We start from the raw sequence: 24,286 nt of genomic DNA, 5'->3' as shown, positions 1-24,286 counted from the left end.
GCCGGGGACCCCGAGGGGCATGTCGACGATCGAGCAGAGCATCGACGTGGGCGTCCCCGTGCGGACCGCCTACGACCAGTGGACCCAGTTCGAGGAGTTCCCGAAGTTCATGGAGGGCGTCGAGGAGATCCGGCAGCTCGACGAGACCCACCTGCGCTGGCGCACCAAGGTCGCCGGCCGCGCGAAGGAGTTCGAGGCCGAGATCACCGAGCAGACGCCCGACCAGCGCATCGCCTGGGAGTCCGAGGCGGGCGCGGAGCACGCGGGCGTCGTGACCTTCCACCGCGTGGGCGAGGGCCACACGCGGATCATGGTCCAGCTGGACTACCAGCCCGAGGGCCCGGCCGAGAAGGTCGGCGACGCCCTCGGCCTGGTCAAGCGCCGCGTCAAGGGCGACCTCGAGCGCTTCAAGGCGATGATCGAGGCCCGCGGCCCCGGCGGCGAGACGGGCGAGTGGCGCGGGAGCGTGGAGCAGACCGCGACGCGCTGACTCCGGGCCATCCGTCGGCGGGTCGACGTCATGGGACGACGTCGGACGCCACTCGATGTCCTGCGGCCGCCGACGATCGTGACCCTGTCATCTCCGGCGTGGGACGCCGGAGATGACAGGGTCACGATCGCCTGAACCGGCACGACCGCCCTCGGGACGTGACCGCGGGCGGCTTCCCCTCCCTCAGGGCCGACCAGCGACCGCCACGAACCACCGCGACCGCCCGAGCGGGACGCCGCGGCGGTCCGGCCGGCCAGCGCCCCTACACCCGCGCCGCCGCCAGCCCCAGCCCCTCGAGCAGCCGCTCGAACTCGTCGGGGTCGAGCGCGCCGCCGGTCGCGCGGTCGTGGCCGTGGGCGAACTCCGGCGCGTCGGTCCCCGGGAGCGCGGCGCGCAGCTGCGCCGGGAGCGAGCCCGCGCCGCCGCGCACGGAGAAGTGGACGCGGCCCGGGACGTAGCCCTCGTTGGCGGCGACGACCATCCGCGGCGCGAGGCGGCGGGCCCAGGTCGTCGCGACGAGGCCGTGGACCTGGCACGGGCTCGAGAAGCGCAGGACGGCCGCGCGGTCCCCCACGACCGGGGCGGTGCGGAGGACGCGGTCGAGCTCGGCGCGCCACGCCCGCTTGGCCTCCTCGAGCTCCGCGATCCGCGGGTCGCGCAGCGCGCCGGCCGCGTCGGGGTGCTCGACGAGCAGCGCGAGCGCGGTGCGCACGGGGCCGTCGGGCAGCCGGCGCGGGGCGTTGACGAGCGCCGCGAGCTTCCTGACCGCGGTCTTCGGCGCGCCCGCGCACTCCGGCAGCGCGAGGCCCCGGTCGCCGAGGTCGCCCACCGCGCCGACGGCCGCCAGCCACGCGGGGGCGTCGGGGAGCAGCCGGCGCATGACCACGGCCGTCGGGACCTCGGGCTCCTCGCCGTAGGACGACACCACGACCTGGTCGTCGCGGGGCGCCGCCTCGGGGACGTGGTGGTCCACCAGCACGCCGGGACGGTCGAGCTCACGCACGCCCCAGTCGAGGACCGCCAGCGGCCCGTCGGGCAGCGGCGCGCCGTCGGCGAACGGCGACTCGCCACGGCGCAGGAGCACCGCCGCCTGGGCCCCCTCCCCGCGCTCGCGCAGCGCGATGGCCCCGGACGCCAGGCCGTCGGCGTCGGTGTGCGGGACGACCGCAACGGCGTTGCGCAGGGCCTGGCGGGCGCGGACGAGGTGGACGTCCTGGTCGGTCACGCCGCCGCGGATACCCGCGCCGCGCGACAGCCCATCGCCCGCGGGCGCCGCGGCGCGCCAGGCCCGCCGTCCGGGCGCGTGCGCGCCATGGGGCACGGGTAGCGCACCGACGATGCGCCTCGGGTTCGCGGTCAAGGTCCTCGGTGCGGGCGGGCTGCCCTCGCACGACACCCGCCGCTGGCAGTCCGAGCCGTCGCTGGGCGTCTCGCTGGACCACCTCGAGGCGATCCTGGGCTACCTGGACGACACCGACATCCGCTTCTACCGGATGGCCACCGGGCTGGCGCCCTACGCCTCGCACCCGGAGCTCACGCAGTTCCGCGACCAGCCCGCGCGCTTCGCCGATCGCCTCGCCGAGGTCGGCGCCCGCGCCCGCGAGCTCGGCATCCGGCTGACGACGCACCCCGGCCAGTACACGGTCCTCAACTCCGAGGACGCGGAGGTCCAGCGCCTGGCCGCCGTCGAGCTCGAGGTCCAGGCCGAGCTCATGGACGCCATGGGCCTGGGGCCGGAGTCCATCGTCGTCCTGCACGTCGGCGGCGCCGCCGGCGGACCGGCCGCCGCGATGGACCGCTTCTGCCAGGGCTTCGAGCTGCTCTCCGACGCCGCCCGCAGCCGCCTGGTCATCGAGAACGACGACCGCACCTTCTCGCTGCGCGACGTCCTCGCCCTGAGCGAGCGGGTCGGACGCCCGGTCGTCTGGGACATCCTGCACCACCACTGCAACGACCCCGACCGGATCCCCGACCGCGAGGCGCTCGAGCTCGCGCTCGCCACGTGGCCGGCGGGCGTCCTGCCGAAGATCCACTACTCGACGCCGAAGACCGCGGTCGAGGAGCAGAAGGTCAAGAAGGGCCGGCGCGTCGAGCGCCGCGTGGTGCTGCCCCAGCTGCGCGCCCACGCGGACACGATCGACCCGATCGCCTTCGAGCAGTTCCTCACGGAGACCGCCGAGGGCCTGGACTTCGACGTGATGCTCGAGGCCAAGGCCAAGGACCTCGCGCTCCTGCGCCTGCGCGAGCAGCTCGCCGCCCGCGGCGTCGCCGCGCGCGAGGGCCACCTGCAGCCCGCGGGCTAGTCGGCCGCCGGACCCAAGCAGCCCGGTCCGCGCCCCGCGGGGAAGGGCGGCGGGTCGAGGTCCGGCACCTCGGGCAGCGGCCGCGCGACGACGTCCGCGCCGACCTCGAAGCGCTCCCCGTCGTGCTCGATCGTCAGCGGCTCCCCGTCCTCCACGACGTAGCGCGCCTCGCCGGGGACGAGCTCGACGCGCAGGCGCGTGCCGCGGATCGTCAGCCGGAAGGCGACGCGCCGCACCGGATCGGGCAGCCGCGGGCGGAAGCGCGGGATGCCGTCGCCGTCGCGGAACCCGCCCAGGCCGTTGGTGACCGACAGCACCGCGCCCGCCAGCGACGCCATGTGCAGGCCGCCCTGGGCGTTGTGGTGGAGGTCGTCGATGTCGGTCAGCGCCGCCTCGCGCAGGTACGCCCAGGCGAGGTCCAGATGGCCGACCTCGGCCGCGACGACCGCCTGCGCGCACGCCGAGAGCGACGAGTCGCGCACGGTGATCGCCTCGTAGTACTCGAAGTCGCGGCGCTTCTCCTCGTCGGTGAACGCCTCACCCCGGAACCACAGCGCCAGCACCAGGTCGGCCTGCTTGACGACCTGCCGGCGGTAGAGCTGGAAGTAGGGGTAGTGCAGCAGGAGCGGGTAGTGCTCGGCCGGCGTCGCCGCGAAGTCCCAGACGTCGTGGACGGTGAAGTCCTGGTCCTGCGGATGCACGAGCAGCGCGTCGTCGTAGGGGACGTACATCGCCTGCGCGGCGCGCTCCCACGTGGCGATCTCGTCCTCGTCCACCCCGAGCTCGGCGGCGCGGTCGGCGTGCTTGCGGGCGACCTCCGCGGCGGCGACGAGGTTCGCCTTGGCCATGAGGTTCGTGAAGACGTTGTTGTCCACCAGCGCGGAGTACTCGTCGGGCCCGGTGACGCCGTTGATGCGGAAGGTGCCGACACGGTCGAACCAGCCCACGCCCGCCCACAGGCGCGCCGTCTCCACGAGCAGGTCGAAGCCCTGGTGGCGCTCGAACTCCTCGTCGCCGGTGACGTGGACGTAGCGGCGCACCGCGTCGGCGACGTCGGCGTTGACGTGCAGCGCCGCAAGGCCCGCGGGCCAGTAGCCCGAGCACTCCTCGCCGTGGATCGTCCGCCACGGCAGCGACGCGCCCGGCAGGTCGAGCTGCGCGGCGCGCTCGCGTGCCTGGGGCAGCGTCGACCAGCGCCACTCGAGCGCGTCGCGCACCGCCCGCGGCTCGAGGTAGGTGAGCACCGGCAGGACGTAGGCCTCGGTGTCCCAGAACGCGTGCCCGTCGTAGCCCGTGCCCGTCTGGCCCTTCGCGGCGATCGCGCGCCCCTCGATGCGCGCGCCCGCCTGGATGAGGTGGAAGAGCGCGAAGCGCAGCGCCTGCTGGACCGCGGGGTCGCCGTCGAGCTCGACGTCGGCGCGCTCCCACCAGTCGTCGAGGAAGCGCTTCTGGCGGTCGGCCAGGCCGTCCCAGCCCTCGGCCAGCGCCGCCTCGAGGCTCGCGTCGACCTGGTCGCGCAGCCACTCGACGGTCTGGCGCGAGGACCAGTGGTAGGCGAGGAACTTCGTCAGGCGCAGCGGCGTGCCGGGCTCGATCCGCGTCGACACGGTCACCCGGGCGAGGTCGTCCTCCACGTCGAGGCTCACGCGGCAGTCGCCCGGCGCGTCGAGCACGTGGTCCATGCCCGAGGCGACCGAGAGCTGGGTGCGCTTGGTCGCGTGGCAGAGCACGGCGCGCCGGTCGCCGCCGACCGCCAGCCGCGGATCGAGCACGTCGCCGATCGCGCGCGCCGAGCGCGGGTCCTCCCCGCCCGAGCGCTCGTCCTGGTTGGCGACGAGGATCGACTGCAGCGTCACCCACAGCGGCTCGTCGAGCGCCTCGACCTCGTACTGGATCGCCGCGACGCTGCGCTGCAGGAACGAGACCATGCGCTTCGTGCGCACCTCGATGCGATGGCCGTAGGCCGAGCGCCAGCGCAGCTGCCGGCGCAGCACGCCGGCGCGCAGGTCCAGCTCGCGCTCGTGGTGCTCGACGGTCCCGCGCTCGACGTCGACCGGCTCGTTCTCGACGACGAGGCGGATGATCTTGCCGTCGGGGGCGTTGACGACGGTCTGGCCGTCCTCGGCGAAGCCGAAGCCGCGCTCGCCGTAGTCGAGCGGGTAGCTCTCGTAGAAGCCGTTGAGGTACGTGCCGCTGACGACGCGCGGCTCGCCCTCGTCGAGGTTGCCGCGCAGGCCGAGATGGCCGTTGGACAGCGCGAAGAGCGACTCGGCGCGACCCAGGCGGGCGCGGTCCACGCCGGTCTCGCGCAGGCACCACGGCTCGGGCGGCTCGAGGGTGTCCGACCGGCCCGCCGTGCCCATCCCGCCCGCGGGCTCCTCGCGCCCGCCGCGCTGCGGGCGCGCGCCCTCGCCGGAGGGCTTGGCGCCGTCCTCCGGCGGCCCGGGCTGCGCGCGGGTGGCGCTCACGCGAGCTCCAGCTCCTCGAGGTCTCGCACGACGACGTCGGCGCCGTGCTTGCGCAGGTCGTCGGGATGCCCGGTGCGGTCGACGCCGACGACCCAGCCGAAGTCCCCGGCCCGCCCTGCCGCGACGCCGGCGAGCGCGTCCTCGAGGACCGCCGCGTGCGCGGGCGACACGCCGAGGTCCCGCGCGGCGGCGAGGAACGTGTCGGGCGCGGGCTTGCCCGGCAGGCCCTCCTCGTCGATGCGCACGCCGTCGACCCAGGTGTCGAAGAGCTCGTCCATCCCGGCCGAGCGCAGCGCCTCGCGCGCGTTGGCGCTCGAGGAGACGACCGCGGTCTGCAGCCCCTTGGCGCGCGCCTGCTCGACGAAGCGCAGCGAGCCCTCGTAGCGGTCGACCCCGCGCGAGCGGATGAGCTCGAGCACGAGGTCGTTCTTGCGCCTCCCGACGCCGCGGACGGTCAGGGCCTGCGGCCCGTCGTCCGCCTCGCCCTCCGGGAGCTCGACGCCGCGCGCCTCCAGGAAGGACCGCACGCCGTCCAGGCGGCTCTTGCCGTCGACGTAGGCGCGGTAGTCCGCGTCGGTGTCGAAGCGCGGCGCGTCGCTGCCGAGCTCGTCGAGCACCGCGTCGAAGGTCTGCTGCCACGCGCCGGCATGGACGCGCGCGGTGTCGGTCAGCACGCCGTCCATGTCGAACAGCAGGGCGCGGACGGAGTCAGGGACGCGCACGCCCGGCGCTCTACCCGTGTCGCCCACGCCGTGCACCATGGCCGACCACGAGCCGGACGGCAACCGGGGCGAGCAGGATCATCACCAGCAGCCGCAGGCCCTGGACCGCGACGACGAACGTCGTGTCGGCACCGGAGCCGAACGCCGCGGCCAGCACGGCGTACAGGCCGCCCGGCGTCGTGGCGAGGTACGCGTCGAGCAGCGAGACGGACGTCGCCGCGTCGAGGCCCACCGCCAGCAGGGCGCAGGCCGCGAGCAGGACGACGATCGCGACGAGCGTCGGCACGAGCAGCCGGCCGGCCTGGCGCAGGGCCGCGACCGTGAAGCGCAGGCCGACCTGGAGGCCGATGAGCGCGAACGCCGTCTCGCGCAGCAGCGGCGGGACGTCCGGGGCGCTGCCCGTCGACAGGTGCACCGCGCCCGAGAGGATCAGCGGGCCCATGAGCGACGCGGCGGTGAGCCGCACGCGCGTGGCCACCACGGTGCCGACGACCGCGCCGGCGACCGTGAAGCCCCAGCCGTCGAGGTCACCGAGCACCGGCCCGTCGTCGGGGACGCCGCCGCCTCCCCCGCCGCCGCCGAAGGCGAAGGCGACGAGCAGCGGCGTGACGAGCACGACGACGAGCACCCGCAGGTACTGCATGAAGGCGACGAGCCGGTCGTCGGCGCCCAGCTCGCCCGCCATCCCGACGATGCCCGAGGCGCCGCCGGCGACCATGCCCAGCGCCGCGGTGGGCTCGTCGAGGCTCGTCGTCCGCGCCAGCGCCGCGCCCGCCGCGAGCGAGACCACGAGCGTCGCGGCGCTCACGAGCGCCACCGGCAGCCAGGCGTCCCCGAGCGCCGACAGCGAGGAGGACTGCAGGTAGCCGCCGATGGCCACGCCGGTGACCGCCTGCGCCGCGGTGAACGCCTGCGGCGCGACGTCGACGGTCCCGGGACGGGTCAGCGCGACCGCGATGCCCACCAGGAGCGCCGCGAACAGGTACGACGACGGCATCCCCAGCGCGCCGAGGCCGAGCCCGGCGAGCACGGTGGCCAGCCCGACGGGTGCCCAGGCGGGTCCGGGGAGCCGCAGGCGTCAGCCCTTCGCCCGGGGCACTACGCCGCTTCGGAGGCGGCCGGCGCCGACGCCGCGGCCGCCGCACCGGCGGTCGCCTCGGCCTCGTGCTCCTCGGACGGCGCCCGCGCGCCCTCCTTGGCCCACGGCTCGTCGAACTCGACCCGCCACTTGGCGTCTTCGCCCTGCTGCAGCGCCAGGCGCGCGCGGAACGAGCGGCCGCTGCGGCCCTTGAAGCCGGTCACCGGCCGGGCCGTCCGGCCCGTCGCGATGAGCTCCTTGGCCACGGCGGCCGGCAGCTGCTTGCCCGCCTTGGACTTCCAGATGACGAAGCCGCAGCCCGGGTCCTCGCGCGACCAGCACGAGTAGCCCTTGCGGTTCTCCTGGATGTCGTGGCCGCAGACCGGGCACGGGCCGAGGTTCGCCCGCGGGATGCGGACGTCCTTGAGCGTCGCGTCGAGGACGCCGACGGTCTCGCCGGCGAACTTCTGGATGTCGCTCATGAACGCCTTGCGGGAGTCGTCGCCGTGCTCGATGAGCGCCAGGCGCTTCTCCCAGTCGCCGGTGAGCGCCGGCGAGGTGAGCGGGTGGCCGCCGAGCAGGCGGATGACGTTCAGGCCCTTCTCGGTGGCGACGAGCGAGCGACCGTCGCGCTCGACGTAGCCCACGTCGATGAGGCGCTCGATGATCGCCGCGCGGGTGGCGGGCGTGCCGATGCCCGACTCCTTCATCGCCTCGCGCAGCTCGTCGTCGTCGACGAGCTTGCCGGCGGTCTCCATCGCGCCCAGCAGCGACGCGTCGCTGTAGCGCCGGGGCGGCTTGGTCTCCTTCTCGAGGCGGACGACCTCCTTGGTCTCCACCCCCTCGCCCTGCTCGAGCTTCGGCAGCTGCTGGTCGCGGCCCTCGTCGTCGTCGGACCCCGCGGCGTCGCCGGGCGCGGCGCCCTCGCCGTAGACCCCGCGCCAGCCCGGGACGAGCAGGACCTTGCCGCGGGTGCGGAAGACGTGCTCGGCCACCGTCGTCTCGACGCGCGTGTTCTCGAAGACCGCCTCGGGGTGGAAGACCGCGAGGAACCGGCGGGCGACCATGTCGTAGATGCGCCGGTCGTCGTCGGAGAGCTTGTCGAGCCTGTGCGGCGCGTTGGTCGGGATGATCGCGTGGTGGTCGCCGACCTTCTCGTCGTTGACCACGCGCCCGAGGGGCAGGAGGTCCAGGCCGCGGACGTAGGCGGCCGCCTTGGCGTACTCGGGCCGCGCGCCGACGTGGCCGGCGATCGGCTTGAGCTCCCCGACCATGTCGCTGGTCAGGAAGCGCGAGCTCGTGCGCGGGTACGTGAGGACCTTGTGCTCCTCGTAGCAGCGCTGGGCGGCCGCGAGGGTGCGCCGGGCGCTGAAGCCGAAGCGCGTGTTGGCCTCGCGCTGGAGGCTCGTGAGGTCGTAGAGGAGCGGCGCGCGTTCGGTGCGCTTGGTCTTCTCGAGCTTCGTGATCGAGCCGGCGCCGCCGCGGACCGCCTCGACGATCGCCGTGGCGATGTCGCCGTCGGCGATGCGCGGGGACTTGATGTCGCCGCGGTGGGCCTTCTCGGCGTCGACGGGGCCCTTGGCCCAGCGGCCCTCGTAGCGGCGGCCGTCCCCGGTCTCGAACGTCGCGTCGACGAGGAAGTAGGGCTCGGGCTTGAACGCCCGGATCTCCTCCTCGCGGCGGGTCAGGATCGCGAGCGTCGGCGTCTGCACGCGGCCGAGGGAGACGGCGCCGTCGAAGCTCGAGCGCAGGCGGATGGTCGCGGCGCGCGTGGCGTTCATGCCGACGATCCAGTCAGCCTCCGAGCGCGAGCGCGCGGCGTCCTCGAGCAGCGCGAGCTCGTCGTCGGGGCGCAGCCGGCCGAAGGCGTCCTTGATCGCCTCGGTGGTCATCGACGACAGCCACAGGCGCTGGACCGGCAGGCTCTTCGTCCCGCCCGCCTTCTCGACGACGTACTTGAAGATCAGCTCGCCCTCGCGGCCGGCGTCGCAGGCGTTGATGACGCGGTCGAGGTCGTCGCGCTTGAGCAGCTGGCGGATGACCGTCATCTGCTTCTGGGAGCGCTCGTCGCGCACCACGAGCTTGAAGCGGCTGGGGACGATCGGCAGGTCGGCCATCCGCCACTTCTTGAACTTCGCGTCGTACTCGTCGGGCTCGGCGAGCTGGACGAGGTGGCCGACGGCCCAGGTGATGACGTGCTCGGGACCCTCGAGCCAGCGCTCGGTCCGCTCCCCCGCCCCGCTCTTCTTCTCGAAGGGGCCGGGCAGCACGCGCGCGAGGTCGCGCCCGACCGACGGCTTCTCCGCGATGACGAGGGTCTTGCCCATGGGGCGGGGAGGGTAGCGGCCGGGCCCGGCGCGGCCTGTGGCAGGTCGCGCGCGGTGCGCGACGCCTCTGCGTCACTGCGCGCACGGACCCGTGCCGACCGGCTGCGAGGAGCGCTCGCGCAGCGCGTCGCGCACCAGGTCGTCGGGCACGCCGTAGCCGCCCGTGCGGTCCGAGCCGCGCGAGGCGGCGAAGATCGTCGTCACCACGCGGCCCGCGCCGTCGACCATCGGCCCCCCGGAGTTGCCGGGCCGGACCAGGCCGCGCAGCGCGGTGATGCGCCGGCGCAGGGGGCCGCGGCCGTAGGCGTCCTCGGTCAGCACGTCCGTGGTGCGGCCCAGGCGCCCGGCACGCACGTCGTACGGGCCGTTGCGCGGGAAGCCGAGGATCGCGGCGGCGCGGCCGACCGGCGGGTCCTGCGCCACCTCGAGGGCGGGCGCGTCGAGCCCGTCCACGCGCAGGACGGCGATGTCGTTGCGCGGGTCGAAGAGCACGGCGTCGGCGTCGAGGTGCTCGCCCCTGCCCCGCAGCTGGACCGTCGTGTCGTCCTGGCCGGCGACGACGTGGGCGTTCGTGACGACGACGCCGGGCGCGGCGACCCAGCCCGAGCCCGAGACGCCCAGGCCGCACGCCGTGCCCAGGACGCGGACGACGGATGCCGCCGCGCCGGCGACCTCCGGGTCGCGCGCGATGGCGGCGCGCGGGGGCGCCACGTCGGCCTGCGGGCCGTCCAGGCGCGGGAACGGGTCGAAGCGGGCGAGGGCGTTGAGCAGCGGGCCGCTGGGCGGCAGCAGGTCGTTGAGGCGCGCGAGGACCTCGGAGCGCTGGACCTCCCGGCGCAGGTCGCGCGCGCCGGGCGTGTGCAGCGCGACGGCGCCGAAGAGCCACGCGAGCGCGAGGGCGAGCGCGGCCGCGAGCCCCGCCCCGAGGAGGCCGTCGAGGGCGCGCAGCCCGGGGACGACGATCATCGACCGCAGCGCGGCGCCCAGGCCCTCGAGGCCGGTGGCGAGGATCGCGCCGCCCAGCAGCGCGCCGAGCAGGCCGAACAGGGGCGCGTACGGGGACGCGGAGCCCTCGCTCAGCACCGCGGGCGCGAGACGGGTCCCGAGCCACGCGCCGAGGGCGAACCCGCCGAGCGACAGGGCGCCGACCACGAAGCCCTGGCGCCACCCGAAGGCGGCCAGGATCGCCGCGAAGGCGACGATGCTCCAGTCGACGACGGTCATGCGCCGGGCGAGCGTACTCGTGCACGCTGAGGATCGACGGGATCGTGGGGCCCGCGCGGCGGGTACCGTGCAGCCCCACGTGGCGCCGACGCGAGGACGAACCGGGGCGCGCCCTGCGACCTCCGCCCTCTCCCCCGGCGCGGGGCGTCGGCGGCGGCCGACGCGCGCCGACCGGCTGCGCCGGCGGGCGCTCCCGCTCGCCGCGCTGCTCGTGGTGGTCGGCGGCGGCACGGTCGTGGCGGTCTCGTCGCTGGGCAGCGACGAGCGCCAGGAGCTCGTCGACGCCTACGTGCGCGCGTGGGCGGCCGGCGACTACGCGGCGATGCACGACCGGCTCACCGACCGCGCCAAGAACGCCGAGAGCGCGGTCGCCTTCGCACGCGACCACCGGCGCGCGCTGGCGACCGCCACCGCCGAGGTCCTGCGCTTCGGCGAGCCGACCGAGCGCGACGACGGCCGCTGGACCGTCGACGTCGCGGTGCGCACCCGGGTCTTCGGGACGCTGCGCGGGCCCGTCGTCCTCCCGGTCGAGGAGGACGGCGACGCCCTGGGCATCGCGTGGACCAGCGAGCTCGTCTTCCCCGGGCTGAAGAAGGGCGAGCGGCTGCGCCGCACGACGACGCTGCCCGAGCGGGCATCGATCCTGGCCCGTGACGGGAGCCCGCTGGCGTCCGGGCCCGACCGCTCCTCACCGCTGGCCGCCGCGTCCGACATCCGCGGCTCGCTGGGCCCCGCGCCCGACGAGCGCCAGGAGGCGCTGCGCAAGCTCGGCGTGCCGGCCGACGCCCAGGTCGGCATCAACGGGCTCGAGCGGATCTTCGACGACCGGCTGCACGGCACGCCCGGCGGGGAGCTGCGGGCCGGCTCGCGCCTCATCGCGACGGCGCGGCCGCGCAAGGCGCCCGCCGTCCGCACGACGATCGCGCCGTCCGTGCAGACCGCCGCGGTCACCGCCCTGGCCGGCCGGCTCGGCGGCGTCGTGGCGGTCAGGCCGCGCACGGGCGAGGTCCTCGCCGCCGCGGGCATCGGCTTCTCCGGCCTCCAGCCGCCGGGGTCGACGTTCAAGGTCATCACCGCGGCCGCCGCGCTCGAGGCCGGCAAGGTCAGCCTCGGCAAGCGCTTCCCGGTCCAGACGGCGGCGACGCTCGAGGGCGTCGACCTCCAGAACGCCAACGGCGAGGCGTGCGGCGGGACGTTCCTCGAGGCGTTCGCCGAGTCCTGCAACTCCGTCTTCGCGCCGCTGGGCGCCGAGGTCGGCGCGGCGCGGCTCGTCAAGACCGCCGAGGCCTTCGGCTTCAACCAGCCGCCGGCCATCCCGGGGGCGGCGACGAGCACGATCCCCCGGGCCGGCGAGATCGGCGACGACCTGGCGGTCGGCTCGAGCGCCATCGGCCAGGGCCGGCTGCAGGCGACCGCGCTCGAGATGGCGACGGTGGCCGCGACCGTCGCACTCGAGGGCCGCCGCCCCGTCCTCACCCTCGACGGCCGCCGCATCGGCGAGCGGGCCGAGTCCACCCGCGCGGTGAGCGCCAGGACCGCGCGGACGCTCGAGCGCCTCATGCGCGAGGTCGTCCGCAGCGGCACCGGCACCTCCGCGGCGATCAAGGGCGTCCCGGTCGCCGGCAAGACCGGCACCGCCGAGCTCAAGCAGACCCAAGGCTGCGAGCCCCCGCCCGAGGCCCCCGGCGCCGGCCCGATCGCCCCCGCCCCCGGCGCCGGCTGCGACGGCACCGACACGAGCGACACCACCGCCTGGTTCACCGCCTACGCCCCGGCCGACGACCCGGAGGTCGCGGTCGGCGTGATGCTCGTCGGCCAGGGCGCGGGCGGGGACACGGCGGCCCCGGCGGCGCGGCAGGTGCTGCAGGCCGCGCTGGGGTAGCCGGGACACGTCGGCGGCGCTCCGCGAGCCGTTCGGGGCCATCCGTTGGCGGATCCTCCGTCCTGGGAGCGGAGGATCCGCCACTCGATGCCCGAGGACCGCGCCGGCCGCGCCGGCCCCCCAGGACGACGAACACCCCGGCCACCGGGCCGGGGCGCTCGCCCGAAGCCGGTGTCCGCGGAGGGCTAGACGTCGAGGTCGACCCGGGCCTCGTCGGCCGGGGCGCCCTCGCCCTTGATGATCAGCTCGAGCGGGCGGTTCTCGAGGTTCTGGCGCGGGAGCTTGAAGAGCAGCAGCGCGCCGGCGGTCGTCGTCGTCTGCGCGATGGAGCCGACCGACGGGATCTCCTGGGTCGGCTCGAGGTTGGCCGGGAAGTAGGCCAGCGGCGTGGAGTCGCCGTCCAGCGGCAGCGGCTCGAACTCGGCGCCCGTCGTGTCCTCGATGCGGATGTCGCGCGAGGAGACCTGGGCGTCGTCGCCCTCGTTCTCGACGCGCAGGAAGACGCCGAACCACTCCTCGCCCGGGCCGAGGTCCTTGTCGGCGGTCGCGCCGAGGGCCTCGATGTACGAGCGGTCCTCCGCGTCGGTCTGGTTGAGGATGCGGGAGATCTGCACCTGGTACTTCAGGTGGTCGACCGTCACGTAGATGCCCTCGGACTCGCCCTTCTTGACCTCGTGCTCCTCGCCGCAGGCGGCGAGGCCGGTGATCGAGAGGGCACAGACGGCGGTGACGGCGAGGCGGGGCAGGCGCAGCATGGGACGCGGCAGGTTACCCGTCGGCGCGCGCGGACGGCTCGAAGCGGAACTGCGAGGCCGGCTTGCGCGGACCGCCCGCGATCGTGGGTCGCGCACCCCGGCCGCGGTCCTCCTCGAGGACCTCCCGGAGGCGGCGCATGGACTTGCTCAGCTTGCGCTTCATCCACGTCCGAGCACCGAGCTTCTCGAGCAGCTTGTCCGACGGCGTCTTGGGCAGCGTCTCGAACGTGAAGGTCACGCGCGTCGTGCCCGAGGGACCCGGATCGACCTCGTAGATGCCGAGCGTGCGGATCCGGTTGTACTTGCCCGCGCGACCGCGCTCGACGATCCGGCGCGGCGCCTCCACCTCGGTGAAGTTCGCGTCGCCCCACGGGAACCGGTTGAGCGGCATCTTCATGCGGAAGCGCGCGCCGGCGCCGCGGCCGACCGTCTCCTCCCGCGTCAGGCGCCAGTCCACGAGGAAGTGGTCGGTGAACTCCGCGTGGTTGGCGATGTCCGCCAGGTAGGCGAACACCTCCTCGCGCGGCTTGGCGATGGAGACCGAGACGGTGATGGGGTCCACGACGGCGGGGCAGTCTACCCCGCGTCGGGCCGGGTCAGGCGGCCCGGCGGCGCAGGCGCACGGCGTGGCCGCGCTCGCTGTGGCGCACGAGCTCGATGCGCTCGGGCTCGCCACGCCGCCGCGGGCGGCACAGGGCGCACACGGTGCTGGACCGCTTGAAGACGTAGACGCGCTCGCCGACCAGCGGCGTGCGGCCGCACTCGGCGCAGCAGTGCCGGCCCGCCACGAGCGCCCCGACGCCCTTGCGCAGCAGCGCGAGCTCGAGGTCCGGCTCGGAGAGGACGGTGACGCGGGCCATGCCCTCTTGTTCGGCAGGACGCCGGTCGGTCCTGCACCCCGCATGTCCGCGCCCATCGCCGAGCGGCATCACACGCGCGGCAGGTGGGTATGCACCAGGCGCCGTGAGCGACCCGAGGACCACCCCAGCCGTCACCGCACTGGGATCCGGGACCCTCGCGGGCTCGGGCGCCTTCCGCTGCGAGCAGTGCGGCTACGTCGTGTCCAGCGGCGGCGTGGGCGAGCTCGGCGCCTGCCCCGGCTGTGGCGCCGAGGCCTTCGTGCGCGCTTCGCTGTTCACCGCCGGGCGCTTCCAGCGCGCGCCGACGGACGACGTCCCCGCCGGGCAGGCCCGCGAGACGCTCGTCGACGCGGCCCGGGAGCTGCTCGACGCGCCGGGGACCTACCTCGCCTACGAGGGCCCCGACGGCCGTCCCCAGGTCGTCGCCCTCGCGCGCGAGTGGACCCGCATCGGCCGCTCGCTGGCCGCCGACGTCCGCTTCGACGACCCGACGGTCTCGCGCCGCCACGCGCTCATCGTCCGCCAGGCCGACGGCGTGCGCGTGGTGGACGACCGCAGCCTCAACGGCGTCTTCGTCAACGGCAAGCGGGTCGAGTGGCAGGTGCTGCGCGACGGCGACGAGCTCGTCGTCGGCCGCTACCACCTGCACGTGCTCGAGCACGCCGGCGACCGCGCTGCGCACGGCGTCCGCTAGCGGCTGCACCATGGCGGGGTGGAGCTCCGCCAGCTGCACTACTTCCTCGCGGTCGCACGCCACGGCCACGTCACGCGCGCGGCCGACGAGCTGCACCTGACCCAGTCGGCGCTGTCCCAGCAGGTCCGCCGGCTGGAGGAGGAGCTCGGGGTGACGCTCCTGCGCCGCGGCGCGCGAGGCGTCGAGCTCACCGCCGCCGGCGAGGAGCTCGCCGCCCACGCCCGCCGGGTCGTCGACGAGGCCGAGCGCCTGCGCGAGCGCATGGACGCCCACGCCGGCGCCGCCCGGGGCGTGGTCCGGCTCGCCGCCACCGCGGGCGACGCGCCGCGGGTCCCGGCGGTCCTCGCCGCCTTCCACCGCGACCACCCCGGCGTCCAGCTCGCCCTGCGCCAGGCCGCCGAGGCCGACGTCGTCGCGCTCGTGCGCAGCGGCGCGGCCGACCTGGGCCTGGCCGGGCTGCGCGAGGCGCTCCTGGCGCCCGTCAGCGGCGTGGACGTCGTCGAGCTCGCCGACGAGCCGCTGGTCGTGCTCGAGCCGGCCGCCGGTGGCACCGGCACCGAGGTCGACCCGGCGGCGCTGCGCGAGCGCCCCTTCGTCCTCGCCGAGGCCGGCAGCGCGCTGCGCGACGCGGTCCTCGCGGTCTGCCAGGGCGCCGGCTTCAGCCCGCTGCCGCGCTTCGAGGCGGGCGACCCGGCGACGGTCCGCCACCTCGTGGCGGCGGGTCTGGCGGTCGCGGTCGTCCCCGCCTCGTGGGCGCGCGCGGCCGGCCCGGCCGTGGCGGTCGCGCGGCTGGCGGGCGACCCGCGCCACCGCCTCGCGCTCCTGACCTCCCAGCACGGCCTCGCCCCCGCCGCCCGCGGGCTGGCCGAGCGCCTCGCCGCCGCGCTGGGCGGCGACGAGGCGACGGGCGGCTAGGCCGCGGGCTGCGCGGCGAGCGCCGCGTCGAGCTCGGCCTCGAGCTTGCGCCGCGGCCGGGCGCCGACGAGCCGGGCGACCTCGCGGCCGTGGCGGAAGAGCGCGAACGTCGGCATGGACATCACGCTGAAGCGCGCCGCGGTCGCCTGGTTGGCGTCGACGTCCAGCGCGACCACGCCCAGGTCGGCGCGATCGGCGTCCAGCTCGGCGAGCACGGGCGCCATCACCCGGCAGGGCGGGCACCAGGCGGCGGTGAACTCGACGAGGACGGGACGGTCGGCCTCGAGGACCTCGGCGTCGAAGGAGTCGTCGGTGACGTGGTGGAGGGTGGCCATGCCGGCACGGTCCCGCGGCGGCGGCCCAGGAGCCAGTCGTCCTGGTGATGGGCGTCATGAGCGCGGGCGGCGCGCCGCGACGACCGCCCCTGGGCCGCCCGCATCCCGGCGCGGCGCTCGACGGGCACGGAGGCGGTCGTCCGCGGGTCGATGGCCACGTCGTGGTGGACGCCCCTCGCCCGTAGACTCCCGCGTCCATGGCCGAGAAGATCGCGGTGCTCAGCCAGAAGGGCGGCACGGGCAAGACGACCACCGTCCGCCACCTCGCGGACGCCTTCCGGCGGGCCGGCCTGCGGGTCCTGGCGGTCGACCTCGACCCGCAGGGCAACCTCAGCGACTACTTCGACGTCCCGCCGGACGCCGAGCCGACGATCGGCGACGTCCTGACCGGCCGCGCCAAGGCGCCCGCCGCCGTCCACGACGACATCATCCCCGCGAACCTCGGGCTCGCCGAGGCCGAGCTGACGCTCGCCGGCAAGATGGGCCGCGAGCTCACGCTGCGCAAGGCGCTCAAGGCCGTCGAGGGCGACTTCGACGTCGTCCTCGTCGACTGCCCGCCGAACCTCGGCCTGCTCACGGTCAACGCGCTCGTGGCCGCCGACCACGCGCTGCTCAGCGCCGAGGCGCAGTACTTCGCGCTGCAGGGCGTCGAGCAGGCGCTCGAGGTCATCGAGCTCGCCCGCGACGGCCTGAACCCCGACCTCGAGTGGCTCGGCGTCGTCTTCAACATCGCCGACATGCGCACGAAGCACTCGCGCGAGGCGTTCGACTCGCTCAAGGAGCACGTGGGCGAGAAGCTCCTGCCGACCTACGTGCGCCAGTCGATCGCCTACGCCGAGTCGGCCGAGCGCGCGGTGTCGATCCTCGACCACCGCCCCGACCTGGGCGTGGACTACCTGCGCCTCGCCGACGAGCTCCTGCGCCGGCTGGGCCTGGACGCCGCGCGGCGCAAGCTCAAGCCGCTGCTGGCCGAGGCCGAGGAGCGCGCGGCGAAGGCCGCGGCGCCCGCCGGCTAGAGCAGGCCGCGCCCGCGCAGGAACGCCACCTGGTCGGCGGCGATCCGCCCCGCGCCCTCGGGCAGCAGGACGTCGAAGTGGTCGTACGGGTAGCGGTGCAGCTCGGCCTGGGGCGCCCGCTTGGCCAGGCGCTCGATCGCGGCGTTGTGCACGGAGACGTCCTGCTCGCCCAGGGCGACGAAGAGCGGGACCTTGATCCGCGCCGCCCGGGCGTGCGGGCGGTGCAGCGCGACGGTGGTGAAGACGCCGGGCGAGATCTCGTTGCGCCACGGCGAGCCCTCGGGCACGGCGCGCGCGAAGCCGGCCCCCTCGCCCTCGAACGTCATCGCCGCGCGCTGGCCCGGCTCGCCGGTGACCGCGACGACGTTGTGCCGGCCGGCCATGTCGGCGATCGCCCGGGGCAGGATCCACGCGACGAGCGCCGGGTCGCGCTTGAGCGTCCCGAGCGTCCGCGCCAGGCCGTCGAGCATCGGCGACAGCATCAGGCCCGCGGCGAACTCGTGCGGCCGCGTGAGCAGGTGGGCGACGTGGCCCCCGGCGAACGAGAAGCCCCACGGGACGAGCTTGCCGGCGTCGACCCCGTCCAGGCCGCGGGCGAACGCCGCGGCGTCGCGGTAGGCGGTGCGCTGGTCGGCGGCGCGGAAGTGCTGGCGGGGCTCGCCCTCGGAGTCGCCGAGGTGCGGGAAGTCGAAGGCGACGACGTGCGCGCCGGCGTCGGCGAGCACCCGGGCGTAGTGCTCGAGCCCGTCGTGGCGGGTGAGCGAGAACCCGTTGCCCATCAGCACGCACGTGCCGGTGGCGTCCTCGCCCCCCGGGCGGAAGTGCCACGCCGCGATGCGGTGGCCGCCGGAGGTGAACCACTTCTGCGTCTTGCGCGCCATGACGGCGCCCGACCCTACAGCGCGCGGACGTCCGCGCCGCGCGTCTCGAACGGCGCACGCACGACGTCCGCCCAGCCGTCGGCGCGCCGGCGCAGCGCCTCGACGACGCCGCCGGTGTGCTCGAAGTGCGTCCACACCAGCACGGTCGGGCCGGCGCCGCTGATGGTCGCGCCCAGCGCTCCCAGGGACCGCGCCTCGCGGACCAGCTCGGCGCTGCGCGGGTACAGGTGCGCGCGGTGGGGCTGGTGGAGGTGGTCCTCCAACCCGCGGGCCACGAGGTCGAGGTCGCCCTGCACGAGGCCGAGCACGAGCTGCGCGGCATGGGCGACGTTGGCCACCGCGTCGGCCATCGGGACCTCCGCCGGCAGCGCCGCCCGGGCCTGGCTCGTGCGCACCGCCTCGTAGGGCACGACGAGCACCGCCTCGAGCCCCGCGGGCGCGTCGAAGCGCGCGACGTGGCCCGATGGCGCGCAGACGACGAAGCCGCCCTGGAGCGCCGCGGCGACGTTGTCGGGATGGCCCTCCAGGCGGGTGGCGTGGGCGAGCAGGTCGGCGTCGAGCTCGAAGAGGCTGTCGGCGGCGGTGAGGCCCGCGACGAGCGCGGCGGCGCTCGAGCCCAGCCCGCCGCTGAGCGGGACCGTCGACGTGATGCGGAACTCGAACGCGTCGGCCGGGTGCAGCGCCTCGAAGCCGCGGACGACGAGGTTGCGCCGGTCGCGCGCGACGTCGAGGTCGGTGACGACCGCGAACCGGCCGGTCTCGACGACCTCGACCTCGACGTGGAGCGCCAGGGCGGCGGCGAACGCGTCGAAGCCGGGCCCGAGGTTCGCGGAGGACGCGGGCACCCGGACGACGCGGCGGCGGTGGGTCATCGCGGCAGGACGTTATCCGCGGCGGGGGGACCGCATGGGCCTGCGGCCGGTGTGGTGGACTGCGCGGTCCGTGGCCGCCGTCCTCGCCCTGCTCGCGTCGGTGCTCTACGGCGTGTCGAACTTCCTCGGCCCGACGATGAGCCGCCACGCGCCGCTGTTCGTCGTCCTGCTCGCGGGGCAGGCCGTCGCGTTCCTCGCCTCGGGGACGCTCGCGCTCGCCACCGGCGCCGACGGCCTCGACGGCACGCAGCTCGCGGCGGCGCTCGGCGCGGGCGTCGGCAACGCGGTCGGCCTGCTCGGCTTCTACCGCGCCGCGCAGCTCGGGCCGCTGTCGCTGGTCACGCCGCTGGGCGCGCTGGGCGCCGGCGTGCCGGTCGTCGCCGGCCTGGTCAGCGGCGAGCCGGCCACGGCGCTCAAGCTCGCGGGCGTCGCGCTGGCGCTCGGCGGCGCCGGGCTGGCCGCCAGGCGCCCGACCGCCCCGGTGCCCGACGCCCACGCGCCGGCCGGCGGGCCCACGGTGCGCCACCGCCCCGAGGACCGCCCGCGCGCGGTCGCCTGGGCGCTGGGCTCCGCCGTCGCCTTCGGCGGCTTCCTCTCGCTCATGGCCCCCGCGGCCGACGGCTCGGTCCTGTGGGCGGTCTGCGCCTCGCGCGTCTCCCTGCTCACGATCGTCGCGGCGACCGGCCTCGTCCTCGGCCAGGCGCTGCGCGCCCCCGCCGCCCGGCTGCCGCTGCTCGCCGTCCCCGGCCTCCTGCTGTTCAGCGGCACGCTCGCCTACTCGGCCGCCACGCAGCACGGCGACCTCTCCGTCGTCTCCGTGCTCGGATCGCTGTTCCCCGTCGTCACCGTCGGGCTGGCGTTCGTCCTGCTGCGCGAGCGGCTGGCGTCGGTGCAGGCCGCCGGCGTGGCCGCCGCCGTCGCGGGGACCGTCCTGCTGTCGCTGCCCTAGGCCGCCGCGCCGAGGATCGCGTCCTCGACGGCGCCGAGCACCGGCTCGCACGGGACGACCGCGCCGGCCTGCTCGAGCGCCGTCTGCGGGTCCTTGATGCCGTTGCCGGTCAGGACGCAGGCGATGCGCCGGGCCTCGCCCGCGCCGTGGACGAGCAGCCCGGCGACCGACGCGGCGCTCGCCGGCTCGCAGAAGACGCCCTCGTTGCGGGCCAGCCAGCGGTAGGCGTCGAGGATCTGCGCGTCGGTCACGGCGCGCACCTGGCCGCGCGAGGCGGTGAAGGCGTTCATCGCCTCCTCCCAGCGCGCCGGGTTGCCGATGCGGATCGCGCTGGCGACCGTCTCGGGCTTCTCGATCGGGTGGCCGGCGACCAGCGGCGCGGCGCCGGCGGCCTGGAAGCCGAAGCACGCCGGCGCGTGGCCGAGCTCCTGGAAGCCCTTCCAGTACGCCGTGACGTTGCCCGCGTTGCCGACGGGGATGCAGAGCGCGTCGAGCTCCCCGAGCTCCTCGACCAGCTCGAACGCCGCGGTCTTCTGGCCCTCGAGGCGGAACGGGTTGACGCTGTTGACCAGCGCGACGGGTTGGCGGTCGCAGACCTGGCGCACGAGGGCGAGCGCCTCGTCGAAGTTGCCGCGCAGCGAGATGACGCGCGCGCCGTGCATGAGCGACTGCGCGAGCTTGCCCGTGGCGATCTTGCCCTCGGGGACGAGCACGGCGCCGCCGATGCCGGCCCGCGCGGCGTAGGCGGCCAGCGAGGCGGCGGTGTTGCCGGTCGAGGCGCAGACGACGACCTCGGCGCCGTTGCGCACCGCGTCGGAGACCGCGCAGGTCATGCCGCGGTCCTTGAACGAGCCGGTCGGGTTGGCGCCCTCGATCTTCAGCCAGACCTCCGCGCCGACGCGCTCGCTGAGGCGCGGCGCGTGGACCAGCGGCGTCGAGCCCTCCTGCAGCGAGACGACGGGGTCGTCGTCGGCGAAGGGCAGGCGGTCGCGGTAGCGCTCGATGAGGCCCGTCACGCGAACTGCTCCTCGAGCACGCGGATCGCGCGCGGCCGCGCCCGCATGAAGTCCATCCCGGCGATCATCTCCAGCGCCGCCGAGAGGCTCGACTCGAGGATCGGGTGGGTCACCATCACGAGCCGCGCGTCGGACCCGAGGCCGCGCTGCACGACCGACTTGACCGAGATGCCCTGCAGCCCGAGCACCTGGGCGATCTGCGCCAGCACGCCCGGCTCGTCGGCCACCTCGAAGTGCAGGTAGAACGCCGAGGTCACGTCGGTGACCACCGCCAGGCGCTCGGCGGGCGGCGGCGTCTCGGCCGGCGGGCGCATGGCGCTGACGACGTCGCCCAGGACGGCGCTGGCCGTCTGCGGGCCGCCGGCGCCCGGGCCCGAGAGCGTGATCTCGGTGATCGCCTCGGACTCGATCGTGACCGCGTTGAACGGGCCGTTGACCGACGCGAGCGGGTGCGCCGCGTAGAGGAACGCCGGGTGCACGCGGACGCTGATGCCGCCGTCGACGCGCTCGGCCGTGCCGATGAGCTTGAGGCCGAGGCCGAACTCGCGCGCGTGGTCGAGGTCGTCAGCCGTGAGGTGCTCGATGCCCTCGAAGCGCACGTCGTCGAGGTGGACCGGCGTGTCGAACGCGAGCCGCGCGAGGATCGCCATCTTCGCGGCGGCGTCGGCACCGCCGACGTCGTCGGTCGGGTCGGCCTCCGCGTAGCCCAGGCGCTGGGCCTCGGCCAGCGCGTCGGCGTAGGACGCGCCGGTCTCCGCCATCCGCGTGAGGATGAAGTTCGTCGTGCCGTTGACGATGCCGTGCACCCGCTCGACGTGGGCGCCGGCCAGCGACTCCTGCAGGACGCGGATCGCGGGGACCACGCCGGCGACCGCGCCCTCGAAGCGCAGCTGGACCCCGTGCTCGCGGGCGCAGTCCCACAGCTCCTCGCCGTGCTGGCTGAGCAGCTGCTTGTTGGCGGTGACGACGTGCTTGCCGGCGCGCAGCGCCGCGAGGACGTGCTCGCGGGCCGGGTCGATGCCGCCCATGACCTCGACGACGAGGTCGGCGCCGTCGAGGACCTCGGCGAAGGTCCCCCGCGAGCGGGTGAGCACGCCGGTCAGCTCGGGCCGGCGGCCGGTGAGGGCGGCGATGCGCCCCGCGCGTTCCTCGAGCAGCTCCGCGAAGGCGCTGCCGACGGTGCCGTGGCCGAGGAGGCCGATGCGGAAGGTCGGCTGGTCAGGCGATGTCACGGTCGAGCAGGTCGTCGTAGGTCTCGCGGCGCACGACCACGCGGGCGTCGCCGTCCTTGACGAAGACGATCGGCGGGCGCAGCGAGCCGTTGTAGTTGTTGGCCATCGCGTAGCCGTAGGCGCCGGCGGCGGGCATGGCGAGCACGTCGCCGGGGCGCGGGTCGTCGAGCAGCGCGTCGCGGACGAGGACGTCCGTGGACTCGCAGTGCTTGCCCGCGACGTGGCACTGGGTGGCGCCGCCGGGACGCCCGACGACCTCCACCTCGTAGCGCGCGCCGTAGAGCATCGGCCGCATGTTGTCGCTCATCCCCCCGTCGACGCCGACCCAGCGCAGGACGTTCGTCTTGGTCGACTGCACGGTGTAGAGGTTCACGGCGCAGTTGGCCACGAGCGCCCGGCCGGGCTCGTCGGCGATCCGCGCGTCGGGGCCGACGAGCTCGCGGACCAGGCCGACCTTCGTGCGCACGTACTCGTCGAAGCTCGGCGGGCGGTCGCCGGCGAGGTAGGCGACGCCGAGGCCGCCGCCGAGGTTCCAGGTCCGGAAGGCGCCGAGCTTCGCCATGGCCTCGAGCGCGGGGCGGAACGGCGCGAGGTCCATGATCTGCGAGCCGATGTGCATGTGCAGGCCGTCGAGCTCGAAGCGCTCGGGCGCGGCCTGCAGGCGCTCGATGGCCCGCTCGGCGTCCTGCGGGTTGAAGCCGAACTTCGTGTTGGGCCCGCCGGTGGAGATGCCGGGGTGCGTGTCGGGCGCGACGCCGGGGGCGATGCGCAGCAGCACGCGCTGGTGGGCGTCGGCGGGCAGCAGCCGCTCGAGGCGGTCGATGTCGTCGTGGTTGTCCAGGACGACATCGCCGATGCCGGCCGCGACGGCCTCCTCGAGCTCGCGGTCGGTCTTCGCGTTGCCGTGGAGGTGGATGCGCTCGGGGGCGAAGCCGGCGCGCAGGGCGAGCGCGAGCTCGCCGCCGCCCGCGACGTCGCACGCGAGGCCCTCCTCGGCGAAGAGCCGCAGCACCGCGCTGCACGGGAACGCCTTGGAGGCGAAGTGCACCTCGTAGTTCCCGCCGGCGTGGCGCTCGAAGGCGTCGAGCACCTCGCGGGCGCGGGCGCGCAGGTCGTCCTCGACGACGACCTGGACCGGGGTGCCGAACTCGCGGGCGAGCTCGAGCGCGTCGCAGCCGCCGAGCTGGAGGACGCCGCGCTCGTCGTACGTCGTGCCCCGCGGCCAGACGTGCTCGAGCGCCGCCGGAGCGTGTTGCGGGGCCGCCATGCGAGGGCGCATGATGGCAGCCCATGCGCGCCCGCCGCCGGACCGTGACCGACGCGCTGCCCGACGAGGTCGGCACGCACGAGGGCCTCGCCTACGCCCTCTTCCTCCCGGCCGGGACGCCGCACGGCGCCGTCGTGGTGCTCCACGGCGCGGGCTCGCAGAAGGAGAACCACCTCGACACCGCGCGGGTCCTGCAGTCCCACGGCTTCGCCGCCCTCGTGCCCGACCAGCGCGGCCACGGCGCCTCACCGGGCGCGCTCGACGGCCGCGCGCTCGAGGACGTCGCGGCGCTCGGCGCGCTCGCGCGAGAGCGGGCCGGCGGCGCGCCGCTGGCGCTGCGGGGCTCGTCGATGGGCGGCTGGATGGCGCTCTGCGCGGCGCGCCCGGCCGGCGCCGCGGCGGTCGTCGCCATCTGCCCCGCCTCCAGCGAGGGCCTGCGCCGGGGGGTCGCCGAGCGCCGCTTCACCTTCGCCGCCGACGTCCCGGCGCTCGAGGCGCTGCTGGGCGGGGTGTCCGAGCTCGACGCCGCGGCCGGGCTGGCGGCCGACGACGTCCCGCTCCTGCTCCTGCACGCCGAGGGCGACGAGGTCGTCCCGGTCGAGCACTCCCGCGAGGTGCACGCGGTCGCGGTCGAGGCCGGCGTGCGCTCGCGGCTCGTCGTGGTCCCCGGCGGGACGCACCGCACGGCGCAGCACGACCCGGAGCTGCAGGCGCTGACGGTGCGGTGGCTCAAGCGGGAGCTGGGCGGCCGCTAGGGCTGGGCGCGCGACCGGGCAGCGTCCCGCTCGAGGTGTGGTCCGACCACACCGCCACGGGCCGGCTGGAGGCTGACCGTCCGTCAGCCTGAAGTTGGCCGCGCCATACGCGGTCAACTCCAGGGTCGCGGGCGACGACGCCGTCGCGGGGTGGCCGGACCTCCTCCAGCGCCCGCCGGCCTTCGCTCCCCCTCCCTCACCGTCGACCAGCGCGCGAACCGCGCCCCCGGCGCCGCCCGAGCGGC

Annotated in this window: 23 protein-coding genes; 8 read left to right on the top strand and 15 right to left on the bottom strand. The window is 75.7% G+C overall.

Annotated elements, in window-relative coordinates; translation table 11 throughout:
* Positions 1-19: 19 nt before the first annotated feature.
* Complete coding sequence (locus tag JUB12_RS21200) at positions 20-490, top strand: SRPBCC family protein (RefSeq protein WP_205697429.1); 471 nt, start codon at positions 20-22, stop codon at positions 488-490.
* A 262-nt stretch (positions 491-752) separates the two neighbouring features.
* On the opposite strand, the gene JUB12_RS21195 is transcribed toward JUB12_RS21200, so the two are convergent.
* Entirely contained in the window at positions 753-1,715 is a 963-nt protein-coding gene (locus JUB12_RS21195) for a hypothetical protein (protein WP_205697428.1), read from the bottom strand.
* Between the two features lie 112 nt (positions 1,716-1,827).
* Between JUB12_RS21195 and uvsE the strand changes: the two genes are divergently transcribed.
* Positions 1,828-2,793, top strand: a complete 966-nt coding sequence (gene uvsE / locus JUB12_RS21190) for a UV DNA damage repair endonuclease UvsE (RefSeq protein WP_205697427.1) — start codon at positions 1,828-1,830, stop codon at positions 2,791-2,793.
* Here uvsE and JUB12_RS21185 read toward each other — a convergent pair.
* The 5 genes from JUB12_RS21185 to JUB12_RS21165 all read right to left on the bottom strand — a co-directional run bounded on the left by JUB12_RS21185 (position 2,790) and on the right by JUB12_RS21165 (position 10,612).
* The gene (locus tag JUB12_RS21185; protein ID WP_205697426.1) at positions 2,790-5,261 is read right to left on the bottom strand and encodes a glycoside hydrolase family 65 protein; all 2,472 of its coding nucleotides are present in this window, start codon (positions 5,259-5,261) and stop codon (positions 2,790-2,792) included. The genes uvsE and JUB12_RS21185 overlap by 4 nt on opposite strands.
* Positions 5,258-6,022: a beta-phosphoglucomutase family hydrolase gene (locus JUB12_RS21180; protein WP_205697425.1), complete on the bottom strand. Its 765-nt coding sequence runs from the start codon at positions 6,020-6,022 to the stop codon at positions 5,258-5,260. The genes JUB12_RS21185 and JUB12_RS21180 overlap by 4 nt, the downstream gene beginning before the upstream one ends.
* Positions 5,994-7,022 (bottom strand): AbrB family transcriptional regulator, encoded by a 1,029-nt coding sequence (locus JUB12_RS21175; protein ID WP_256436592.1) that lies wholly within the window; start codon positions 7,020-7,022, stop codon positions 5,994-5,996. The genes JUB12_RS21180 and JUB12_RS21175 overlap by 29 nt, the downstream gene beginning before the upstream one ends.
* Positions 7,023-7,081: 59 nt before the next feature.
* Complete coding sequence (locus JUB12_RS21170; RefSeq protein WP_205697423.1) at positions 7,082-9,388, bottom strand: type IA DNA topoisomerase; 2,307 nt, start codon at positions 9,386-9,388, stop codon at positions 7,082-7,084.
* A gap of 72 nt (positions 9,389-9,460) precedes the next feature.
* The gene (locus JUB12_RS21165) at positions 9,461-10,612 is read right to left on the bottom strand and encodes a MarP family serine protease (RefSeq protein ID WP_205697422.1); all 1,152 of its coding nucleotides are present in this window, start codon (positions 10,610-10,612) and stop codon (positions 9,461-9,463) included.
* Positions 10,613-10,691: 79 nt separating this feature from the next.
* On the opposite strand from JUB12_RS21165, the gene JUB12_RS21160 reads away from it, so the two are divergent.
* A complete protein-coding gene (locus JUB12_RS21160) occupies positions 10,692-12,494 on the top strand; it encodes a penicillin-binding transpeptidase domain-containing protein (protein WP_205697421.1) in 1,803 nt (600 codons plus the stop codon).
* 185 nt (positions 12,495-12,679) lie between these two features.
* Here the strand turns inward: JUB12_RS21160 and JUB12_RS21155 are convergent, their stop codons facing one another.
* Genes JUB12_RS21155 through JUB12_RS21145 form a run of 3 tightly spaced genes read right to left on the bottom strand, consistent with a single transcriptional unit; the run spans position 12,680 to position 14,109 of the window.
* Positions 12,680-13,249 carry a hypothetical protein gene (locus tag JUB12_RS21155; protein ID WP_205697420.1) on the bottom strand — a complete coding sequence of 190 codons (570 nt, stop codon included), beginning with the start codon at positions 13,247-13,249 and terminating at the stop codon, positions 12,680-12,682.
* Positions 13,250-13,262: 13 nt separating this feature from the next.
* A complete protein-coding gene (locus JUB12_RS21150) occupies positions 13,263-13,811 on the bottom strand; it encodes an SRPBCC family protein (protein ID WP_205697419.1) in 549 nt (182 codons plus the stop codon).
* A 34-nt stretch (positions 13,812-13,845) separates the two neighbouring features.
* Positions 13,846-14,109, bottom strand: coding sequence for a hypothetical protein (locus tag JUB12_RS21145; protein WP_205697418.1), 264 nt, complete (start codon positions 14,107-14,109; stop codon positions 13,846-13,848).
* A 103-nt stretch (positions 14,110-14,212) separates the two neighbouring features.
* On the opposite strand from JUB12_RS21145, the gene JUB12_RS21140 reads away from it, so the two are divergent.
* Complete coding sequence (locus JUB12_RS21140) at positions 14,213-14,803, top strand: FHA domain-containing protein (protein WP_205697417.1); 591 nt, start codon at positions 14,213-14,215, stop codon at positions 14,801-14,803.
* Positions 14,804-14,821: 18 nt separating this feature from the next.
* Positions 14,822-15,718 (top strand): LysR family transcriptional regulator, encoded by an 897-nt coding sequence (locus JUB12_RS21135; protein WP_205697416.1) that lies wholly within the window; start codon positions 14,822-14,824, stop codon positions 15,716-15,718.
* Here the strand turns inward: JUB12_RS21135 and JUB12_RS21130 are convergent.
* Entirely contained in the window at positions 15,715-16,053 is a 339-nt protein-coding gene (locus JUB12_RS21130) for a co-chaperone YbbN (protein WP_205697415.1), read from the bottom strand. The genes JUB12_RS21135 and JUB12_RS21130 overlap by 4 nt on opposite strands.
* 197 nt (positions 16,054-16,250) lie before the next feature.
* Between JUB12_RS21130 and JUB12_RS21125 the strand changes: the two genes are divergently transcribed.
* On the top strand, positions 16,251-17,069 hold the full coding sequence (locus tag JUB12_RS21125; protein WP_205697414.1) for a ParA family protein: 819 nt from the start codon (positions 16,251-16,253) through the stop codon (positions 17,067-17,069).
* On the opposite strand, the gene JUB12_RS21120 is transcribed toward JUB12_RS21125, so the two are convergent.
* Both JUB12_RS21120 and thrB read right to left on the bottom strand, forming a co-directional pair.
* Positions 17,066-17,950 carry an alpha/beta hydrolase gene (locus JUB12_RS21120; protein ID WP_205697413.1) on the bottom strand — a complete coding sequence of 295 codons (885 nt, stop codon included), beginning with the start codon at positions 17,948-17,950 and terminating at the stop codon, positions 17,066-17,068. The two genes, JUB12_RS21125 and JUB12_RS21120, sit on opposite strands and share 4 nt — an antisense overlap.
* Before the next feature lie 14 nt (positions 17,951-17,964).
* Positions 17,965-18,822: a homoserine kinase gene (gene thrB, locus JUB12_RS21115; protein ID WP_205697412.1), complete on the bottom strand. Its 858-nt coding sequence runs from the start codon at positions 18,820-18,822 to the stop codon at positions 17,965-17,967.
* Between the two features lie 70 nt (positions 18,823-18,892).
* Here thrB and JUB12_RS21110 point away from each other — a divergent pair, with 70 nt between their 5' ends.
* The gene (locus tag JUB12_RS21110) at positions 18,893-19,771 is read left to right on the top strand and encodes an EamA family transporter (protein WP_205697411.1); all 879 of its coding nucleotides are present in this window, start codon (positions 18,893-18,895) and stop codon (positions 19,769-19,771) included.
* Here JUB12_RS21110 and thrC read toward each other — a convergent pair.
* The 3 genes from thrC to lysA are packed head-to-tail and all read right to left on the bottom strand — an operon-like array spanning position 19,768 to position 23,286.
* Positions 19,768-20,787 (bottom strand): threonine synthase, encoded by a 1,020-nt coding sequence (gene thrC, locus JUB12_RS21105; protein WP_205697410.1) that lies wholly within the window; start codon positions 20,785-20,787, stop codon positions 19,768-19,770. The genes JUB12_RS21110 and thrC overlap by 4 nt on opposite strands.
* Positions 20,784-22,019: a homoserine dehydrogenase gene (locus JUB12_RS21100; RefSeq protein WP_205697409.1), complete on the bottom strand. Its 1,236-nt coding sequence runs from the start codon at positions 22,017-22,019 to the stop codon at positions 20,784-20,786. The genes thrC and JUB12_RS21100 overlap by 4 nt, the downstream gene beginning before the upstream one ends.
* Positions 22,006-23,286: a diaminopimelate decarboxylase gene (gene lysA / locus JUB12_RS21095; protein ID WP_205697408.1), complete on the bottom strand. Its 1,281-nt coding sequence runs from the start codon at positions 23,284-23,286 to the stop codon at positions 22,006-22,008. The genes JUB12_RS21100 and lysA overlap by 14 nt, the downstream gene beginning before the upstream one ends.
* 23 nt (positions 23,287-23,309) lie before the next feature.
* Here lysA and JUB12_RS21090 point away from each other — a divergent pair, with 23 nt between their 5' ends.
* Complete coding sequence (locus JUB12_RS21090; RefSeq protein ID WP_205697407.1) at positions 23,310-24,041, top strand: S9 family peptidase; 732 nt, start codon at positions 23,310-23,312, stop codon at positions 24,039-24,041.
* Positions 24,042-24,286: the final 245 nt, after the last annotated feature.

Source organism: Conexibacter sp. SYSU D00693, assembly GCF_017084525.1.
GTDB lineage: Bacteria > Actinomycetota > Thermoleophilia > Solirubrobacterales > Solirubrobacteraceae > Baekduia.
This window is presented reverse-complemented; position numbering and strand designations above follow the sequence as displayed.

What these genes read in the sequence shown, in the direction of transcription:
- JUB12_RS21200 (WP_205697429.1), top strand. Translation starts at nt 20, where the DNA reads ATGTCGACGATCGAGCAGAGCATCGACGTGGGCGTCCCCGTGCGGACC.
- uvsE (WP_205697427.1), top strand. Translation starts at nt 1,828, where the DNA reads ATGCGCCTCGGGTTCGCGGTCAAGGTCCTCGGTGCGGGCGGGCTGCCC.
- JUB12_RS21180 (WP_205697425.1), bottom strand. Translation starts at nt 6,022, where the DNA reads ATGGTGCACGGCGTGGGCGACACGGGTAGAGCGCCGGGCGTGCGCGTC.
- JUB12_RS21170 (WP_205697423.1), bottom strand. Translation starts at nt 9,388, where the DNA reads ATGGGCAAGACCCTCGTCATCGCGGAGAAGCCGTCGGTCGGGCGCGAC.
- JUB12_RS21165 (WP_205697422.1), bottom strand. Translation starts at nt 10,612, where the DNA reads ATGACCGTCGTCGACTGGAGCATCGTCGCCTTCGCGGCGATCCTGGCC.
- JUB12_RS21155 (WP_205697420.1), bottom strand. Translation starts at nt 13,249, where the DNA reads ATGCTGCGCCTGCCCCGCCTCGCCGTCACCGCCGTCTGTGCCCTCTCG.
- JUB12_RS21145 (WP_205697418.1), bottom strand. Translation starts at nt 14,109, where the DNA reads ATGGCCCGCGTCACCGTCCTCTCCGAGCCGGACCTCGAGCTCGCGCTG.
- JUB12_RS21130 (WP_205697415.1), bottom strand. Translation starts at nt 16,053, where the DNA reads ATGGCCACCCTCCACCACGTCACCGACGACTCCTTCGACGCCGAGGTC.
- JUB12_RS21125 (WP_205697414.1), top strand. Translation starts at nt 16,251, where the DNA reads ATGGCCGAGAAGATCGCGGTGCTCAGCCAGAAGGGCGGCACGGGCAAG.
- JUB12_RS21120 (WP_205697413.1), bottom strand. Translation starts at nt 17,950, where the DNA reads ATGGCGCGCAAGACGCAGAAGTGGTTCACCTCCGGCGGCCACCGCATC.
- thrB (WP_205697412.1), bottom strand. Translation starts at nt 18,822, where the DNA reads ATGACCCACCGCCGCCGCGTCGTCCGGGTGCCCGCGTCCTCCGCGAAC.
- lysA (WP_205697408.1), bottom strand. Translation starts at nt 23,286, where the DNA reads ATGGCGGCCCCGCAACACGCTCCGGCGGCGCTCGAGCACGTCTGGCCG.
- JUB12_RS21090 (WP_205697407.1), top strand. Translation starts at nt 23,310, where the DNA reads ATGCGCGCCCGCCGCCGGACCGTGACCGACGCGCTGCCCGACGAGGTC.